Below are 17199 nucleotides of genomic sequence, written 5' to 3'. Positions count from 1 at the left end.
AATTGCGAATACGAACAATTCGCAATTAAATTTCGATTGTAGCCTGAATGTGTCAGAGGCGATACATTTTTTCCAGGGATGCCTCAGGAAAAAGCGAAGGCATTTGTGGCACGCCGGCGCTACCCGGCCAGACCGAAAGGCAAGCGGCATCGCATGCCGCCGCGGCGCCAGCCTGTTTTCAGTCGCCCTGCAACCTGCCCAGCAACCGCCGCCCGGCCTCGATCACAGCCGGGTCGCGGTGCATCTGGTAGCGCACGATCATGCCTTCGATGCACAGCATGGCTTCCTGCGCCACCTGTGCTGGCTCGCTCAGCCCGAGTCGCGTGGCGATATCGGCAACGAATGACGCCAGTTCTTGCTTGTGTGCGGCAGCCTGCTCGGCCGCGCGGGCATCGCCGCCGGCCTCGGCGACCACGTTGATGAAGGCGCAGCCGCGGAAGTCCGCGGCGAACCAGTCGGCCAGCGCGTCGGCAATCACGTCCAGATGCGGGCGCGCGGCCAGGCGGGCCTCGACGTTGCCGCGGAACCAGGCCATCCACTCGTCATGGCGCCGCTCAAGGAACGCCGAGATCAGGTCGTTCTTGGAAGCGAAATGCCGGTACAGCGACATCTTGGCCACGCCCGATTCCGCAATGATCCGGTCGATGCCGGTGGCGCGATAACCCTCCTGGTAGAACAGGCGGGCGGCGGTGTCGAGGATGCGGTCGCGGGCGGAGGGGTTGGCCATGGTGGCACGGCGAAAGGTCTGTGAGGGGAATCGGCAAACAGGCCGGCGGCGAGGAAACGCCAGCCGGCCTCGCTACGTCAATACTATGACAGACAGACCTGTCTAGCAATCGTGCGCGCCGGTCACGCCGCAAGCCTGGCCGCCGCGTCGCGCAGCGCCGTGCGCAAGCCTTCTTCCACCACCGGGTGGTAGAACGGCATGCCCAGCATCTGCTCGATGGTCAGGCCCTGCTGGTACGACCACGCCAGCAAGTGCGCAATGTTTTCCGCACGCGGGCCGATCCATTCCGCGCCCAGGAAACGACCGCTCGCCTTGTCCGCGTAGACATGCATCAGCCCGCGGTTCTTCAGCATTACCCGGCTGCGGCCCTGGTCTTCAAAGCTGACTTCGCCGGTGACGAAGCTGCCCTCGGCCAGGTCGGCATAGCGCTGGCCGACCATCGCAATCTGCGGGTCGGAGAACACCACTGCCAGCGGCGCCCGGCGCGACAGCCGCCTTACCTGCGGATAGCTGGCGGCGTTCTCGCCGGCGGCCTTGCCCTCGTCCGCAGCTTCGTGCAGCAGCGGCAGGATGTTGTTGGCGTCGCCGGCGATAAACACCGGCGCATTGCCGCACTGGAGCGTTTCGGGATCGAACACCGGCACGCCGCGCTGGTCCAGCGCCAGACCGGTGTTTTCCAGGCCCAGGCCGCGCACGTTCGGCTCGCGGCCGGTGGCCGCCAGCGCGTAGTCGAAGCGCTCGGTCGCGCTGCGGCCTTCGCGGTCGGCATAGGTCACCACCACCTGGTCGCCATCGCGGCCCATTTCGCTGACCCTGGCCTCCGGGTCGAGGTAGAACTCATCGTTGAAGGCCTTGGCGGCATAGGCGCGAATCGCCGGATCGGTCAGCGGCCCGAGCGAACCGCTGACGCCAAGCACGCGCACCCGCACGCCGAGGCGCGACAGCGCCTGCCCAAGCTCCAGCCCGATCACGCCCGGCCCGAACACCACCACGCTGCCCGGCAGGTCTTCCCATGCGAACACATCGTCATTGACGATGAGGCGGTCGCCAAAGGCCTTGAACGGTGCCGGCAGCGCAGGCCTGGAGCCGGTGGCAATGACCACGCGGCTGGCGCGCACGGTCGTGTGGCCGTCCACTTCCAGCGTGGTGTTGTCGATAAAGCGGGCGTAGCCGCGGATCCGGTCGGCTTCCGGGATATTCTCCACGCCGCGCACGACAAAGCCGACAAAGCGGTCGCGTTCGCCGCGCACGCGCGCCATGACCTCGCGGCCGTCGATGCGGACCTGGCCATCCACGTGCACGCCGAACGGCGCGGTGTGGCGCAGTTCGTGCGCGGCCTCGGCGGCGGCGATGAGCAGCTTCGAAGGCATGCAGCCAACGCGGGCGCAGGTGGTGCCATACGGGCCGCCTTCGATGATCACGGCGCGCTTGCCGGCGGCAATCGCGGCGCGGTAGGCGGCAAGGCCGGCGGTGCCCGCGCCGATCACGGCGACGTCGGTCTGGATGGTAGTCATGGCGTACGGTTCCTTGGTTGTCATGGCGTGATTCAGGGGTCAATCAACGGGCTGGATGGCACCGCCCCGCCCTTTGCCGGCGAACGCGGGCAAGACGGTGCCATCGGGTCCGGCGACTGCCGGTCCGCGCAAGCGGAAAGGAAGGGATCTGAGCGGCTTAGTTGGCCACTTGGTTGGCCACTTAGTTAGCCACTTAGCTGGCCAGGTACCGCTGCAGCGCCTCGGCGCCGCCGACCAGCTTGCCGTTGATGAAGACCTGCGGCGCGGTCATCTCGCCGGACACGGCGCCCAGCACCTTGCCGCGCACCTTGTTGTCCAGCGGCACGTCGATGTAGTCGAAGCCGTTGTCGTCCAGCAGCTGCTTGGCCTTGGCGCAGAACGAGCAGCCCACCTTCGAGAACACCACCACCTGGTCAGGCTTGCGCGCACCCGGCGCGATGTGGTTCAGCATGGTGTCGGCGTCGGAAACCTTGAACGGGTCGCCCGGCTCTTCCGGCTCGATGAACATCTTTTCGACCACGCCGTCGCGCACCAGCATCGAATAGCGCCAGCTGCGCTTGCCGAAACCCAGGTCGGCCTTGTCCACCAGCATGCCCATGCCCTCGGTGAATTCGCCGTTGCCGTCGGGAATCATGGTGATGTTGCCGGACTCCTGGTCCTTGGCCCATTCGTTCATCACGAAGGTGTCGTTGACCGATACGCACAGGATGTCGTCGACGCCGTGCTTGGCGAACACCGGCGCCAGCTCGTTGTAGCGCGGCAGGTGGGTGGACGAACACGTGGGCGTGAAGGCGCCCGGCAGCGAGAACACGACCACGGTCTTGCCGCTGAACAGCTCGCCGGTGGTGATGGTCTTCCACTCGTTGTCGTCACGGACGCGGAAAGAAACATTGGGAACGCGTTGGCCTTCACGGGATTGCAGCATCGGAATCACTCCTTGGTCTGGGTTCATTCGGTTGTTCGGCTGCGTGTTGCAGCGAAGGCCTCATTCTGTCGACATGGATGTGATTTGTACAATTCATCATTTCAAATGAACTGATTGTCTTTGGCTATTGATACAGCATTGGAATCGGTTATTGCGGCCCGGGGCACACCGCGCGCGCGCATTCGACGCCATATTTCTTCAGCAAACCCCGGCGAGTGCCCTATCATGCGGCATCCAACCTGACACCCTGCTTCGCAATGACCTCAACTTGCCGCCCGCACCACCGGCCGACGCCACGCCGGTGGGCTGCCCTGCTTGCGCTATCGCTGCTGATCGCGCACCCGGGGCAGGCGCAAACCCTGAAGAAGCCGGCGCTGGACGCGCTGGTGAGCAGCACCCGCGCCGCCACGCCGCCCGACCTGCAGGCCTTCATGGCATCCGCCGCCAAGGCCGAGCCGGCGGTCGCCCCGGCCGTCGCCGCCTGGCAGGCCAGGGCGCCGCTGGCTGGCGACAACCTGGTCAATATCGGCCGCCTGCTGGGCGTCTACAACCGCGTCCATAACGAGACGGCGGTGATCGACACCATCGGCAAGATGGTGGCGCTGCGCACCGTGCGCGATGAAAAGATCGCCCAGCACGACAACCCCGCCATCGTGGAGTTCGGCAAGCTGGTGGAAGGCATGGCGCGCGACTTCGGGCTGGCCTACCGCAACGTGGACAACCGCGTGTTCGAAGTCACGCTGCCTGGCGGCGGCAAGGACACCTTCGGCATCCTGACGCACGCCGACGTGGTTCCCGCCGTGGCCGAGGAATGGGTGCTGGACGACGGCACCCGCCTCGATCCGTTCCGGCTCACGCGCGTGGGCGACAAGCTCTACGGGCGCGGCACCATCGACGACAAGGGCTCGATCGCAGCCGTGCTGTATGCGATGAAGACCGTCAAGGAAAGCGGCGTGCCGCTGGAACGCACCATCCGCCTGATGATCGAGACCACCGAGGAGACCGGCGGCGACGGCATGAAGTACTACCGCCAGCACACCACGCTGCCGGAGTACAACATCGTGCTCGACAGCAAGTACCCCGCCGTGGTCGCGGAGAAAGGCGCCGGCACCCTGACGGTCTCGTTCGGCATCAAGTCGGCCGACGGCAAGGCCGAGCGCGGCAAGGCAGACAGCAAGGGCCCCGCCATCGTGGCCATGCGCGGCGCCGCCTCGGCCAATGCCATTCCCGAGACCGCCACCGCGCGCATTGCCGGCGGCGATGCCGCCGCGGTGGCCGCAGCGCTCGAACAGGCGAAGGCGGACTTCGTGCGCCGCAACGCGCCGCGCGGCAAGTTCTCGATCGATGTGAAGCGCGAGGGCGATGAAGTCGAAGTCAAGGTCACCGGCGCCTCCGCGCACGGCTCGCGTCCGGAAGAAGGCGTCAACCCGCTGCCGCGGCTGGCGCTGTTCCTGCAGGCCAGCGGCGTGCGCTTTGCCGACAACCACTACCTGAACGCGGTGCGCTACCTGAACGACCTGTACGGGCTTGACTACCTCGGCAACAAGATGGAGCTGGCATATCGCGACGCCTTCATGGGGCCACTGACGATGTCGCCCACGCTGGTGCGCGAGCGCGGCGAGTATGTCGACGTGGTCACCAACGTGCGCATGCCGCGCGGACGCACGCCTGATGAACTGGGCGCCCGCATCACCAAGCGCATCTTCGGCTGGGCCGCGACGCACGGGCCGGTGGAGATCAAGTACGACCAGGGCAACTGGATGGCGCGCGACCCCAAGGGCGCCTGGCTGTCGACGCTGCTCAATATCTTCGGCGACACGACCGGACTGGAAGCGAAGCCGGTCGCGACCGCGGGCAGCACCACCGCCAAGCTGATGCCCAATGCGATCAACTTCGGGCCGGCGATGCCGGGCAAGAAGTACACCGCGCACAATGCGCGCGAGTACAAGGAAGTGCCCGACCTGAACCTCGACATGCAGATGTTCACGGAAATGCTGGTGCGGATCGGCAACCTGGACAAGATGCAGTAGCGCTGGGCTGACCCGCAAGCCGCTTGTTTGCTCTCCTCTCCCACAGGGAGAGGGAAGCAAACAACAGCAGTTGGGAAGCAAACAACAGCAGTTCTTCGCTTACAGGCCCAGTTCGCTCAACCCAGGATGCCCGTCCGGGCGCCGCCCCAGCGGCCAGTGGAACTTGCGATCCGCCTCCCGGATCGGCGCATCGTTGATGCAGGCGAACCGGCGCCGCATCAGTCCCGCCTCATCGAATTCCCAGTTCTCGTTGCCATACGACCGGTACCAGTTGCCGGAATCGTCGTGCCATTCATAGGCAAAACGCACCGCGATGCGGTTGCCGTCGTGCGCCCATAGCTCCTTGATCAAGCGGTAGTCCAGTTCCTTCTGCCACTTGCGCTGCAGGAAGGCGACGATATCCGCGCGGCCCTTAACAAACTCGGCACGGTTGCGCCAGGCACTGTCGACGGTATAGGCGAGCGCCACGCGCTCGGGGTCGCGGCTGTTCCAGCCATCTTCGGCGGCGCGGACCTTGGCGACGGCGGAATCGTGGGTGAAAGGAGGCAGTGGCGGGCGGATTTCGGGTTGGGCGGACATCGGCGTTCTCCTGCAAAGCAAAAGGTGGACGGGTTGGCGGCCTGGATCGGCGCTCGAAACGAGTTGCAATGATACAGACCTGTCTCATTATTTGTAGACAGATCTGTCTTGTCAAGGCGATTTCTCGTGCAGAATTCAAAAGCAAGACCCCGAGTGCCACCGCCGGCTACCCGGCCTAAAGTGGGCACCATGCAAGCCAACACCGGAGAACGGCAGTGACGACCAAGCAGGCACAGCACCCGCAGCCACGCGCGATGGCGGTAGGCGGGCCACGCCGCCCCGTGCCGGCCCCGCAGGAAATCGGGCGCCAGCCGCCAGTGCGAGCGCCCATCGGCGCGCGCGTCGATGGCATCGACTGGGCCACGCTGGAACGCGAGCTCGACGCGTACGGCTGCGCCGCCATCCGGGGCCTGCTCGCCGAAGCGGAATGCCGGGCGCTCGCCGCGCGCTACCAGCAGGACGGGCTGTACCGCTCGCGCATCGTGATGGCGCGGCACGGCTTCGGCCAGGGCGAGTACAAGTACTTCGCCTATCCCTTGCCCGACATCGTCGGCGCCTTGCGCATGGCGCTGTACCCGCGCCTGGTGCCCGTCGCCAACCGCTGGAACGCCGCGATGGGCGTCGACACGCGCTTTCCCGCCGTGCACGCGGACTACCTGGCGCGTTGCCACCAGGCCGGCCAGTCGCGTCCCACGCCGCTGCTGCTGCGTTACGGCCCGGGGGACTACAACTGCCTGCACCAGGACCTGTACGGCGAACATGTGTTTCCGTTGCAGGTGGCGGTGCTGCTGTCCGAGCCCGGACGCGATTTCACCGGCGGCGAGTTCGTGATGACCGAGCAGCGCCCGCGCATGCAGTCGCGCGCCGAAGTGGTGTCGCTGCGCCAGGGCGATGCAGTGGTGTTCGCCGTCAGCCAGCGGCCCGTGCAAGGCAGCCGCGGCAGCTACCGGGTCAACCTGCGGCATGGCGTCAGCCGGCTGCATGCGGGCCAGCGCTACACGCTCGGCATCATCTTTCACGACGCCAGCTGAGGATCGACATGCCTGCATCCATGCCAGGGCCGCGCCACAACGCCGGCAGCACCGACAACAAATCCGCCATCGAGAACGACCCGCGCTGGGCGCGCGTGCTGGCGCGCGATCCCGCCGCCGACGGCAGCTTTGTCTACGCGGTCAAGACCACCGGCGTCTATTGCCTGCCCAGCAGCCCGTCGCGGCTGCCGCATCCGGCCAATGTCGAGTTCTTCGACAACGCCTCGGCGGCCGAAGCCGCAGGCTACCGGCCAAGCCGCCGCGCCGCGCCGCCCGCGCTGGCCGCACAGCACGCCGCCATGGTGGCCGACGCATGCCGCCGCATCGAAGCGGCCGATACCTTGCCCGCGCTGCCCGAACTGGCGCGCGCCGCCGGCGTCAGCCCCTACCATTTCCACCGGCTCTTCAAGGCCGCGACCGGCCTGACCCCGCGCGCCTACGCGGCCGCGCACCGCGCCAGCAAGCTGCGCACGCAACTGGGCAGCAGCGAATCGGTGACGGAGGCCATCTACGACGCCGGCTTCGGCTCCAACAGCCGCTTCTACGAGACCGCGGACGCGGTACTCGGCATGACGCCGTCGCGCTACCGCGCTGGCGGCGCCGGCACGGATATCCGCTTCGCCATCGGCCAGTCCGCGCTGGGAGCGATCCTGGTCGCGCAGAGCAAGCGCGGCGTCTGCGCGATCCTGCTGGGCGACGATCCGCAGGCGCTGCTGCAGGATCTGCAGGACCAGTTCCCGCGCGCCAACCTGATCGGCGGCGACGCGCGGTTCGAGCAACTGGTGGCGCAGGTAGTGGGCTTTGTCGAGGCGCCAGCGACCGGCCTGGCGCTGCCGCTGGACGTGCGCGGCACCGCCTTCCAGCAGCGCGTCTGGCAAGCGCTGCAAGAAATCCCGCCGGGCAGCACCGCCAGCTATGCCGAGATCGCGGCCCGCATCGGCGCGCCGCGGGCGGTACGCGCGGTGGCGCAGGCCTGCGCGGCCAACCACCTGGCGGTGGCGATTCCTTGCCATCGCGTCGTGCGCAGCGACGGCGGCCTGTCAGGCTACCGCTGGGGCGTTGCGCGCAAGCGCGATTTGCTTGCGCGCGAAGCAAAAGGCTGAAGCTTGCGCTATCGGGCCGCCGCCAGCTGCACCTTGGCCAGGTAGTCGTGGATCTGCGCCACCACCGCAGCGCCCTCGCCCACCGCGGCCGCGACGCGCTTGGTCGAGCCCGAGCGCACATCGCCGATGGCGAAGACACCCGGCACGCTGGTCTGCAGCGGATAGGGCACCGCCGCCGCGCAGCCAAGTTCGCCGCCTCCGGTGCGCACAAAGCCCTTGTCGTCGACCTCGACATGGCAGGTGCGCAGCCAGCTCGCGTTAGGGTCCGCGCCGATGAACAGGAACAGGTGGCGCACGTCCATATCCACCGGCGTGGGGCTTTCGCCCGGCGCGTCGTAGCGCACCCGAGACAACCAGCCATTGCCCATCAGCGCGGTGATATGCGCATGGGTATGCAGCGTGACATTGGGCAGCGAACCGATGCGGTCGATCAGGTAGCGCGACATGGTCGCTGCGAGCCCGGGGCCGCGCACCAGCATATGCACGTGCGCGGCATTCGACGCCAGGTAGACCGCGGCCTGCCCGGCCGAGTTGCCGCCGCCGACCAGCATCGCGGGTTCGTTGCGGCACAGCTTGGCCTCCACCGGCGAGGCCCAGTAGTAAACACCGCGCCCTTCGAAACGCTCCAGTGACTCGATGCCGGGCCGGCGGTATTGCGCGCCGGTGGCGATCACCACCGTATGGGTCGGGATCATGCGTCCGTCGACCAGCTCCAGCCGGATCGGGTCGGTGCCGCAATGCAGGGCCTTCACTTCCAGCGGGATGGCGATATGCGCGCCGAACTTCAGCGCCTGCACGAAGGCGCGTCCGGCCAGCGCCTGCCCGGAGATGCCGGTGGGAAAGCCCAGATAGTTCTCGATGCGCGCGCTGGCGCCAGCCTGGCCGCCAGGCGAGCGGCAGTCGATCACCGCGACCGACAGCCCTTCGGATGCCGCATACACCGCTGTGGCCAGGCCAGCCGGCCCCGCGCCCACCACGACCACGTCATAGACATGGTGCGGGTCGAACTCCGGCAACAACCCCAGGCATGACGCCAGCTGGCCCTCGTCCGGCGCGCGCAGCACGCGGCCGTCGGGGCAGATCACCAGCGGGAAGTCGCTCGCGGGCGCGTGGGCGTACTCGAGCAGCAGCGAGCAGTCGCCGTCCACGTCCATGTCGATCACGGTATGCGGGTAGCCGTTGCGCCGCAGGAACGCCTGCAGCGCCAGCAGCAGCGGCTCGGTGCCGTGGCCGACCAGGACCGGTCCGCTGCCGAACTCGATCAGGCCGACGCGGCGCAGGATCAGCGCGCGCATGATGCGCTCGCCCAGCTCGGCCTCGGCCACCAGCAGCGCGCGCAGGCGCTCGGGCGTGATTGCGTAGCCGTCGGTGTCGCTCAAGGCGACGCCGTCGACCAGGGCCGGCCGGCCGCTGAGCGTGCCGACCTCGGCCAGGAAGTGGCCAGGTCCCTGTTCAGTGATCGTGTGCTCGCGTCCCAGCCCGTCGCGGCGCACGATGCGCACGCAGCCGCTGGTGACGAGGTACATGCCACGCCCGGTCTGGCCGATCGAGAACAGCTTCTCGCCGGCGCGCCAGCGCTGCGGCGTGCCGAAGCGCTTCACCCGTGCCATGTCTTCGGCGCCAAGCTGCGGGAACATCTGGTGCCAGCGCGACTCCAGAGTGGAGTACGGCGCTTCCAGGCCGGCGCCGTCGGACGTTGCGCCCGCTCCGCCAGCCTCGCCATCGGTGGCACCCGTTGCCATCGCTTCCGCCTGTGAAATCGCCATGTTGGCCCCCCAGTAGTCGGTACGCGCGCAGCCGGTGGCAGCGCGGCCTATCGATATTAGACGGCACGCCGCAGAATGCGAGGGACGAACCAGGCGCAAACCGCGGCGCGGCAGCGCCGGCATGGCATAGTTGCGCCTGGCGCTGCCTTGCGCTTGAATGGGAGCGCGCCGCCAGGCCGGCAGGCGCCGCCCGAGTCCAACCCAGAGTCTTGATGCAACCCGATTCCGTCTCCGACGCCAGCCAGCCTGGCGAACGCCCCGCCCGCCCCGCGCCGCGGCCCCTGTCAGCCGTGGAAGGCCGCGTGCTCGGCGTGCTGGTGGAAAAACAGCACACCGTCCCCGACACCTATCCGCTGTCGCTCAATGCCCTCGCCTCCGGCTGCAACCAGAAGACCGCCCGCGCGCCCGTCATGAACGTGAGCGAGCCCGAGATCCTCGACGCCATCGACGGGCTCAAGCACCTGAGCCTGGTCTTCGAGGGCAGCAGCAGCCGCGTGCCGCGCTTCGAACACAATATGCAGCGCGCGCTGGCCGTGCCGAGCCAGTCAGTCGCGCTGCTTGCAATGCTATTGCTGCGCGGGCCGCAGACCGCGGCGGAATTGCGCCTGAACACGGCGCGCCTGCACGCGTTTGCCGATATTTCGGCGGTGGAGGGGTTCCTGGATGAACTGGCCGAGCGCGAGCCGCCCTTCGTGGTCCGGCTGGCGCGTGCGCCCGGCGCGCGCGAGCACCGCTGGATGCACCTGCTGGGCGGCGATGCGGGGCTGGAAGCCGCGCAGGAGGCGGCTTACGGCGGCGGCCAAGGTAGTGCCGACGCGGGCGCCGGGACTACCGGCGAACTTGCCCAACTGCGCGCGGAACACCAGGCGCTCTCGGAGAAGGTCGCGCGCTTGCAGGCCCTCGTCGACCATATGGCCGGCCAGCTCGGGATTGCTCCCGACGAATTCCTGGAATAGCGCAACCAGAACTTTCCGCGTCCCGGCATGCTCTGCCGGGGCCCCGGGTACTGCCAGCGAGGATCCTCCTGAGGCCAGCCGTGCCTGAAGTTGTGGAAAATTTGCGCCTGGCGGTTAATTGCATTATTCAGGCACAGAACGCCGACGTGACGGACCGGCGCTTCGGGGACACCATCATGCCGAGCCGGTCTGGTGTCGGTTATGCTTTTGCCAGGGTCGCGACACGCGAGCCGACATGCAAGGGGAGACAGCGCGGACGCACCGCGCCATCACGACAGCCATGGACAAGACAGCCTTCGTATTTGCCGGCGGCGGCAGCCTCGGCGCAATCCAGGTCGGCATGCTGCGCGAGCTGGTGGCATGGGGCGTGACGCCCGACATCGTCATTGGCGCCTCGGCAGGCGCGATCAACGGGGCCTATTTCGCCTGCAACCCAGGCGTTGCCGGCGCCGGCCAGCTGGACCAGTTGTGGCGCGGCATCCGCCGCGCCGACATCATGCCGTGGGGCTGGCGCAGCGTGCTCGGCATGGTCGGGCGCAGCCGCGGACACCTGGTCGAGTCGGCGGGCCTGCGTGCGCTGCTGGCGCGGCATTTCGGGCCGCGCCGGCTGGAAGCGGCCGAGCTGCCCCTCCACGTGGTCGCGACCGACATGAACAGCGGCGATGAGGTGCTGCTCTCGCGCGGCAACATCGTGGATGCGGTGCTGGCCAGTGCCGCCATTCCCGGCGTGTTCCCGCCGGTGCAGTTCGAGGGCCGCACGCTGATCGACGGCGGCGTGGCCAACAATACCCCCGTATCCACCGCGGTCGCCCTCGGCGCCACCCGAGTGATCGTGCTGCCCGCGGGCTTCACCTGCGCCGAGCGCCGGGCGCCGCGCGGCGCGCTGGAACATGCCTTCAATGCGCTGTCGCTGCTGGTGGCGCGCCAACTGGTGAACGACCTGCAGCACTTTGCCGACCGGGCGCATATCAGCGTGGTGCCCCCGCTGTGCCCGCTCGATATCTCGCCCTACGACTACACGCGCTGCGGCGAACTGATCGACCGCGCCGCCGCCACCACCGCCCGGTGGCTGCAGGCCAAGGGCCTGGAGAGCCGACATGTCCCGGGCGCGCTGCACGTGCATTCGCACGACGACGCGTCGCCCAGCTGCAGCACCGATATCCCGGCGGCCGCTCCGCACTGACGGCGCCCCCTGGGGGCAGGCTCCGGCACGTTGCTACAATGGCCGGCATGCCGTCCCAGACCGAGCGCAGCGCGAGTACCCGCCAGGGGCCCTGATCGAAGCCGCCGCAGCCTTGCTGATCGAGCAAGGCTATGCGAGGGCTTCAGGGCAGCCGCGCCAGCAACCGGTCGCGCCAAGTGGGTGGCAGCGCCAGCCGTCCTTGCGTTCCCGCGGCCGGGGACGCGTAAACCAGCGCCTGGCCATCCCAGCTCACGTGGATCGGACCGACGCTGGTGATGGTGCGGTGCGCCAGCAAGTGCTCGCGCCCGTCCCTACGCCCATCGCCCCGCCCTTCGCCATACACGCGCAACAGCAACCGGTCATGGCGCAGGTAACAATATTCCGCGGCGTAGCGCACAGCCGCATCCACCGCCGGCAGGTGCCGGCAGTTGTGGGCACCGGCGCGCTCCCATGCGCCGTGCCCATAGACAATCGCCGTCCAGATGGCGCCGAGCGCGGCCAGCCGGCCAATGGCAACGCGGGCCAGGCGCTGCGCCCGTTCACGGCGCCCCTCGCGTGTGGCCAGCACCTGCAAGATGGCGCGGCCGGAAAAGAACGACAGCAGCAGCAGGGCCACCGCAGCCAGGTGGAAATAGAAGGCCGATTCCGGCAATGCCGCCAACGCATGGTTCATGACCCGTCCCCGGAAAATGCCGGCGACCAGCCAGGGAAAATCTGGCTGGAATTGCCGCGCCAAAATCCTTCCATACCCACCCGGAATGAATCGGCGGCATTCATTACCGGATATCCAGAATAACCAGCCACCGTCAATCCAGCATAATCAAGCGGCGCGCCTGCGCCAATCCGGTAAATCACCGTGCCTGATAATCACATCAACTGGCCTGGCCTTATGTCCTGGCCGCCAGAGCCGCCAGCAACTCAACCAGGCGCGCGCAGGTCGGTTCGAAAACCGCGCGGAGTGCCATCACCGTGCCGGCATCGCCACCGCGGGCGGCGTCTTCCATGCGTTGCGCCAGCCCGCGCAGCGAGTCGCAACCGACATAGTGCGCAGACGATTTCATCCGATGTGCGATGCTGCCGCACGTTTCCAGTTCGGTGCCGGCGGCGCGCAATTGTGCCAGGTCGTCCTGCGCCGACGTCACCAGCGCCTGCAGCAATTCGGCTGCGAACCCCTTGTCGCCGAGGGTCTGCGCGGCAATCGCAGCCGGGATCGCAGCCGCCTCGTGCGCAGGGAGCGCAATGTAATGGCGCTCGGCCAGCATGGCAAGAATCGCCGCTTCGGTTGTAGGCACCGGCAATCGGGCCACGAAGGCACCATGGTCCGCCGGTTTCCCGGGCGGTACCGCGACCGCGCACAGCGCGCCGGCGGCATGCCAGCCTTCCAGCAGCGTGGGCGGCACGGGCGCGCCCGGCCCCGCGATGACCAGCCCGGCCTTGCCGGCCGATGCCTGCGCAAGTGCCGAACCCGGCGCGGCGAGGTGCGGTGCAAACCCCAGCCGCTGCAGCAGCGACGCCACGCTGGCGGCCCACTGTCCGTCGTGCAGGGCGGCAATCAGCAGCGCGCAGTTCATGGCAACTCCCTGGGCAATGCGAATGAAACCAAGCCCGCCATGCTAGCCGATCGCAATATGGTGGCGCCGCGCAAAATCGATGACATCCACGATCGAGCGCGCCCCCAGCTTTTCCATAATCCGCGTCTTGTGGGTGCTGACAGTCTTATTGGAAATAAACAGGACTTCCCCAATCTCCTTGTTGCTCATCCCTTTCGCCAGCATTTGCATGATAATCAGCTCCTTGTCCGACAGGCTGGCCAGGCGCAATGCCTCATCGCCGAACTCGGATTTTCCGCCCTCGAGTTCGGGCATTACCGTGTAGCCCGCCAGCACCGATTCGGCGCAGCGCACGATTTCCGAAATCTCCTGGGTCTTGCTCACGAAGCCATGCGCGCCCGCCTGGCGCGCGCGCGGGGCAAAGGTATTCTGGTCCTGGCCCGAGATCACCAGGATGCGCACGCCCGGATGCACGGCCTTGAGGCGGGGAATCACGTCAAGGCCGTTGATCTTCGGTATGTCCAGGTCGAGGATCACCACGTCGGGCGCACACTGCCGCACGATTTCCACGGCGGCCTGGCCATTGTCTGCTTCCAGTACATGCGTGACGCCCAGCACCTGGGACAAGTGGGTCTTGAGGACGACTCGCACGGGCGGATGATCGTCGACGATCAGGATAGTGGCCACTGCATTTACTCCATTGCAAACTTTTCTGTGCCTTCGCGAAGGGCGCGAAGAAGTCAGGCGTTGCAGAATTGTGCGCAGCATTTGCCCACGAATACACCTGAAGATTCCGAGGCGTGAAAGGAATCTTCCTATCTTCGTGAGCGGGCAAGCGGGTTGTGCTGATTGTCCTATGCCGGCCCGTGTTTCGGTCGCGAGCGATGCCGCATGGATGGAGCGCGCAGGCATTGCGGTTGGCAGGGCGAATCATAGCGCCGCAATCACACTCGCAATGTGCAGAGAGCGTCGCCGGACATGCATAACTTCGGCGTGGGCGCACACTAAATCCCCGCTGCAGGCCCGCCCTTGGCAGCGCGTTAGGCACTGTCGGCACTCGAATCGGAAATTTCCACAGGCATTTTCGGCATTGTCTGAATGAGGTGGTGCAGCTTGGCTCATAGAGTGAATACCAGCCGCATTTTCCTGGTTCGCCTTGCCCCGCCTTCGCCTTGCCCCGCCTGTCCTGCCTTTCCCTCCTTTCCTGCTTGCCGGTCCGTTCGAAATCCCCCAGCACGGCATGCCGCGCCCCATCGCCACCCCGCCACGCCATTGCCGTGTTGCATCGTTGGGCCGCGATGGTCCTGTTCGCTTTCTCGACCGGCGCCGTGGGCCAGACCATGGCGCCGCTGCGCGCCGCGTCGCCTGCCCATGAACGCCTGTACGGCTGGGCCGCGATGCTGTTCTGCGGCCTCAGTGCATGCTTGCTGGCATGGATCGCCGTGCTCCATCGCGAGGTTCGCCGGCGCCGCGCGGCCGAGAGCGCGCTGAACGACCATATAGCGATCCAGTCGGCGCTGCTTGACGGCATTCCGCAGCCGGTCTACCTGCGCGATGCCTCGCTGCGGCTCATCACCTGCAACCGCAGCTACGAGGAACTCGTCGGCGTCACGCGCGAGCTGCTGCGCGGCCAGCCGCTCGATGCGCCGGGCCATGCGCATCCCATCGTCACCGACATGGCCGAGCTGGCGCGCGACTACCGCAAGGTCCTCGACGATGGCGCGCCGCTGCGAAAGGACCGTTGCCTGCAACTCGACGGGCGCAGCCATCATGTGCTCAACTGGATTACGCCGCTGCGCGGCGCCGACGGCAAGGTCAAGGGCCTCGCGGGCGGCTGCGTCGACCTGACCGAACGCCACGACATGCTGGCCGAACTGGCACTCGCCAAGGCCGAGGCGGAAGCCGCCAACCGCGCCAAATCCACCTTCCTGGCTTCGGTCAGCCATGAGATCCGCACGCCGATGAACGCGATCACCGGCATGCTGGAGCTGACACTGGCGCAATGCCAGCTGCCTGACCGCGACCGCCTGCAGCTGGTGACCGCGCATCAGTCGGCGCTCGGCCTGCTGGCGCTGATCGACGACATCCTGGACTTGTCAAAGATGGAGGCCGGCAAGTTCAGCGTCCACCCGGCGCCGGCATCGCTGCCGGCGCTGGTCAACGACACCCTGCTGATATTCGGTCCCGTGGCCGAGCAGAAGGGATTGACGCTGACCGGCGAAACCGGCGCCGGCGTCGCGCCGCTGCACCAGGTCGACGGCCTGCGCTTCCGGCAAATCCTGGGCAACCTGGTGTCCAACGCCGTGCGCTTTACCGACCGCGGGACGATCCATATCCAGCTCGAAGCCGAGCCGGCCGAGGACGGCAAGCAAGGCGTGACGCTGACTGTTACCGATACGGGCATCGGCATACCACCGGCGGCGCAAGCGCGGCTGTTCGAGCCGTTCGCGCAGGTACACGACCAGTCGCGCGCGCACGCAGGCGGCACCGGGCTCGGCCTGGCGATCTGCCGGCGCCTGGCGAGCGCGATGGGCGGACAGATTGCGCTGGCCAGCCAGCCGGGCCAGGGCACGCGCGTGACGGTGTCGTTGCCGCTGGCGCTGGCCGACGCCGTCGCTGCCGAGCCGGCGCAGCCGGTGCCAATGCCGGGCTGCGCGCGCTGCCATGCCCGCATCCTGGTGATCGACGACCACGCGCCCAACCGTCTGCTGCTGCAGCGCCAGCTGGAGTACCTGGGCCACCATGTGGCTACCGCGAAGGACGGCCGTGACGGGCTGGCCAGGCTCGATGGCGCAGTGTTCGACGTCGTCGTCTGCGACTGCGCGATGCCGGTGATGGACGGCCTGGCGTTCGCGCGTGCGGTGCGGGGCCGTGATGACGCGGTCCGCGACGTGCCCATCGTCGGCTGCACCGCCAGTGCCGTGGCGGAAGACCACGCCGCCGCCCTGGCTGCCGGCATGAATGCGGTGATCGTCAAGCCGGTGGGCCTGCAGGATCTGGACGAAGCGGTGGCACGCGCCTGCAGCGGCCGCCTTCCGCCGCCGCGGCCGTCGATGACGGTGCATGCGGTGCGATCCGAGCCGCCCGCCGAAGATGCGCCGAACGCCGGCAAGCCCGGCTCCTGTGCGGCCTGGTGTGCCGTTTGCCGCGCAATGAACGTGGCGTGCGACCGGATCGACACGGTCCCGGAGTAACGGGAACCCGCGCGGTTTCAGGCTTCCACCGGCACGGCGCTGGTGCACTTGATCTCGTCCAGGCAGACGCTGGACTTGACCGCGCTGACGCCCGGGATCCGCATCAGCGTATCGAGCAGGAAGTCAGACAACGCCTTCAGGTCCTTCGCGACCACCTTCAGCACATAGTCGATATCGCCGGTCACGGAAAAGCACTCCTGGATCTGCGCCAGTTCCGCCACCAGCCGCTTGAAGTTGGACAGCTCGCGGATATGCCCGCGCTCCATCGTCACGTGGATAAAGGCAACGACGCCCAGGCCGAGGGCAGCGGCATCCAGCCGCGCTTCGTAGCGCTTGACCAGTCCGGCCTCTTCCAGGCGGCGGTGGCGCCGCAGCGTTTGTGCCGGAGACAGCGCAATTGCCTCGGCCAGCTCCAGGTTCGAGGCGCGCGCGCGCTCCTGCAAGACCGCGAGCAGGCGGCGATCGGTACGGTCCAGCTCGATCGTTTGCACTTTGATTTCCTCACTTCAGAGATTCAAGCAATTTGATTTCATAAGCTAGGGTTTCCCTGCGTGGCTAACGAAATCCAATTTTGCTGGGCAGAATATACACTGCATCCCAAGCCAGCGACATAAAGCCAGCGCCAAGACCAGGTACGCCGG

Annotated in this window: 15 protein-coding genes; 6 read left to right on the top strand and 9 right to left on the bottom strand. The window is 67.3% G+C overall.

The genetic code is table 11. The features are described 5' to 3' along the window. Nucleotides 1-178: 178 nt before the first annotated feature. The 3 genes from E0W60_RS10410 to E0W60_RS10400 form a co-directional block, all read right to left on the bottom strand. Nucleotides 179-727 carry a TetR/AcrR family transcriptional regulator gene (locus tag E0W60_RS10410; RefSeq protein WP_135703870.1) on the bottom strand — a complete coding sequence of 183 codons (549 nt, stop codon included), beginning with the start codon at nucleotides 725-727 and terminating at the stop codon, nucleotides 179-181. A 122-nt stretch (nucleotides 728-849) separates the two neighbouring features. Further along, complete coding sequence (locus tag E0W60_RS10405) at nucleotides 850-2241, bottom strand: dihydrolipoyl dehydrogenase (RefSeq protein ID WP_135703869.1); 1392 nt, start codon at nucleotides 2239-2241, stop codon at nucleotides 850-852. Between the two features lie 193 nt (nucleotides 2242-2434). Beyond that, nucleotides 2435-3166 (bottom strand): glutathione peroxidase, encoded by a 732-nt coding sequence (locus E0W60_RS10400; protein WP_135703868.1) that lies wholly within the window; start codon nucleotides 3164-3166, stop codon nucleotides 2435-2437. Nucleotides 3167-3423: 257 nt separating this feature from the next. Here E0W60_RS10400 and E0W60_RS10395 point away from each other — a divergent pair, with 257 nt between their 5' ends. Then, nucleotides 3424-5196 carry a dipeptidase gene (locus E0W60_RS10395; protein ID WP_135703867.1) on the top strand — a complete coding sequence of 591 codons (1773 nt, stop codon included), beginning with the start codon at nucleotides 3424-3426 and terminating at the stop codon, nucleotides 5194-5196. 99 nt (nucleotides 5197-5295) lie between these two features. Here the strand turns inward: E0W60_RS10395 and E0W60_RS10390 are convergent, their stop codons facing one another. Beyond that, nucleotides 5296-5775, bottom strand: a complete 480-nt coding sequence (locus tag E0W60_RS10390) for a DUF1348 family protein (protein WP_133093316.1) — start codon at nucleotides 5773-5775, stop codon at nucleotides 5296-5298. A gap of 254 nt (nucleotides 5776-6029) precedes the next feature. Between E0W60_RS10390 and E0W60_RS10385 the strand changes: the two genes are divergently transcribed. Continuing rightward, a complete protein-coding gene (locus E0W60_RS10385; RefSeq protein ID WP_135704036.1) occupies nucleotides 6030-6806 on the top strand; it encodes a 2OG-Fe(II) oxygenase in 777 nt (258 codons plus the stop codon). An 8-nt stretch (nucleotides 6807-6814) separates the two neighbouring features. After that, on the top strand, nucleotides 6815-7909 hold the full coding sequence (gene ada, locus E0W60_RS10380) for a bifunctional DNA-binding transcriptional regulator/O6-methylguanine-DNA methyltransferase Ada (RefSeq protein WP_240745776.1): 1095 nt from the start codon (nucleotides 6815-6817) through the stop codon (nucleotides 7907-7909). 8 nt (nucleotides 7910-7917) lie between these two features. On the opposite strand, the gene E0W60_RS10375 is transcribed toward ada, so the two are convergent. Further along, nucleotides 7918-9675: an FAD-dependent oxidoreductase gene (locus tag E0W60_RS10375; protein WP_135703866.1), complete on the bottom strand. Its 1758-nt coding sequence runs from the start codon at nucleotides 9673-9675 to the stop codon at nucleotides 7918-7920. Nucleotides 9676-9887: 212 nt separating this feature from the next. Between E0W60_RS10375 and E0W60_RS10370 the strand changes: the two genes are divergently transcribed. Beyond that, nucleotides 9888-10631 (top strand): YceH family protein, encoded by a 744-nt coding sequence (locus tag E0W60_RS10370; protein ID WP_135703865.1) that lies wholly within the window; start codon nucleotides 9888-9890, stop codon nucleotides 10629-10631. Between the two features lie 280 nt (nucleotides 10632-10911). Further along, complete coding sequence (locus E0W60_RS10365; protein WP_135703864.1) at nucleotides 10912-11814, top strand: patatin-like phospholipase family protein; 903 nt, start codon at nucleotides 10912-10914, stop codon at nucleotides 11812-11814. 142 nt (nucleotides 11815-11956) lie between these two features. Here E0W60_RS10365 and E0W60_RS10360 read toward each other — a convergent pair whose 3' ends face one another. From E0W60_RS10360 to E0W60_RS10350, 3 genes are all read right to left on the bottom strand, one after another. Further along, nucleotides 11957-12487 carry a hypothetical protein gene (locus tag E0W60_RS10360; protein WP_135703863.1) on the bottom strand — a complete coding sequence of 177 codons (531 nt, stop codon included), beginning with the start codon at nucleotides 12485-12487 and terminating at the stop codon, nucleotides 11957-11959. A 214-nt stretch (nucleotides 12488-12701) separates the two neighbouring features. Further along, complete coding sequence (locus E0W60_RS10355; RefSeq protein ID WP_135703862.1) at nucleotides 12702-13385, bottom strand: Hpt domain-containing protein; 684 nt, start codon at nucleotides 13383-13385, stop codon at nucleotides 12702-12704. A 42-nt stretch (nucleotides 13386-13427) separates the two neighbouring features. Further along, nucleotides 13428-14051, bottom strand: a complete 624-nt coding sequence (locus tag E0W60_RS10350; RefSeq protein ID WP_133093342.1) for a response regulator transcription factor — start codon at nucleotides 14049-14051, stop codon at nucleotides 13428-13430. A 590-nt stretch (nucleotides 14052-14641) separates the two neighbouring features. Between E0W60_RS10350 and E0W60_RS10345 the strand changes: the two genes are divergently transcribed. Then, complete coding sequence (locus E0W60_RS10345; RefSeq protein ID WP_240745775.1) at nucleotides 14642-16558, top strand: PAS domain-containing sensor histidine kinase; 1917 nt, start codon at nucleotides 14642-14644, stop codon at nucleotides 16556-16558. Nucleotides 16559-16575: 17 nt separating this feature from the next. Here E0W60_RS10345 and E0W60_RS10340 read toward each other — a convergent pair whose 3' ends face one another. After that, the gene (locus E0W60_RS10340; RefSeq protein ID WP_063240375.1) at nucleotides 16576-17049 is read right to left on the bottom strand and encodes an Lrp/AsnC family transcriptional regulator; all 474 of its coding nucleotides are present in this window, start codon (nucleotides 17047-17049) and stop codon (nucleotides 16576-16578) included. Nucleotides 17050-17199: the final 150 nt, after the last annotated feature.

The organism is Cupriavidus oxalaticus (assembly GCF_004768545.1).
Lineage (GTDB): Bacteria > Pseudomonadota > Gammaproteobacteria > Burkholderiales > Burkholderiaceae > Cupriavidus > Cupriavidus oxalaticus_A.
The sequence above is the reverse complement of the archived record's forward strand: the minus strand, read 5'-3'. Positions and strand labels throughout refer to the sequence as shown.

Bases quoted from the DNA above. Each gene is read 5' to 3' on its own strand.
- E0W60_RS10405 (WP_135703869.1), bottom strand. From the start codon at position 2,241: ATGACTACCATCCAGACCGACGTCGCCGTGATCGGCGCGGGCACCGCC.
- E0W60_RS10370 (WP_135703865.1), top strand. From the start codon at position 9,888: ATGCAACCCGATTCCGTCTCCGACGCCAGCCAGCCTGGCGAACGCCCC.
- ada (WP_240745776.1), top strand. From the start codon at position 6,815: ATGCCTGCATCCATGCCAGGGCCGCGCCACAACGCCGGCAGCACCGAC.
- E0W60_RS10355 (WP_135703862.1), bottom strand. From the start codon at position 13,385: ATGAACTGCGCGCTGCTGATTGCCGCCCTGCACGACGGACAGTGGGCC.
- E0W60_RS10410 (WP_135703870.1), bottom strand. From the start codon at position 727: ATGGCCAACCCCTCCGCCCGCGACCGCATCCTCGACACCGCCGCCCGC.
- E0W60_RS10395 (WP_135703867.1), top strand. From the start codon at position 3,424: ATGACCTCAACTTGCCGCCCGCACCACCGGCCGACGCCACGCCGGTGG.
- E0W60_RS10390 (WP_133093316.1), bottom strand. From the start codon at position 5,775: ATGTCCGCCCAACCCGAAATCCGCCCGCCACTGCCTCCTTTCACCCAC.
- E0W60_RS10385 (WP_135704036.1), top strand. From the start codon at position 6,030: ATGGCGGTAGGCGGGCCACGCCGCCCCGTGCCGGCCCCGCAGGAAATC.
- E0W60_RS10375 (WP_135703866.1), bottom strand. From the start codon at position 9,675: ATGGCGATTTCACAGGCGGAAGCGATGGCAACGGGTGCCACCGATGGC.
- E0W60_RS10365 (WP_135703864.1), top strand. From the start codon at position 10,912: ATGGACAAGACAGCCTTCGTATTTGCCGGCGGCGGCAGCCTCGGCGCA.
- E0W60_RS10400 (WP_135703868.1), bottom strand. From the start codon at position 3,166: ATGCTGCAATCCCGTGAAGGCCAACGCGTTCCCAATGTTTCTTTCCGC.
- E0W60_RS10360 (WP_135703863.1), bottom strand. From the start codon at position 12,487: ATGAACCATGCGTTGGCGGCATTGCCGGAATCGGCCTTCTATTTCCAC.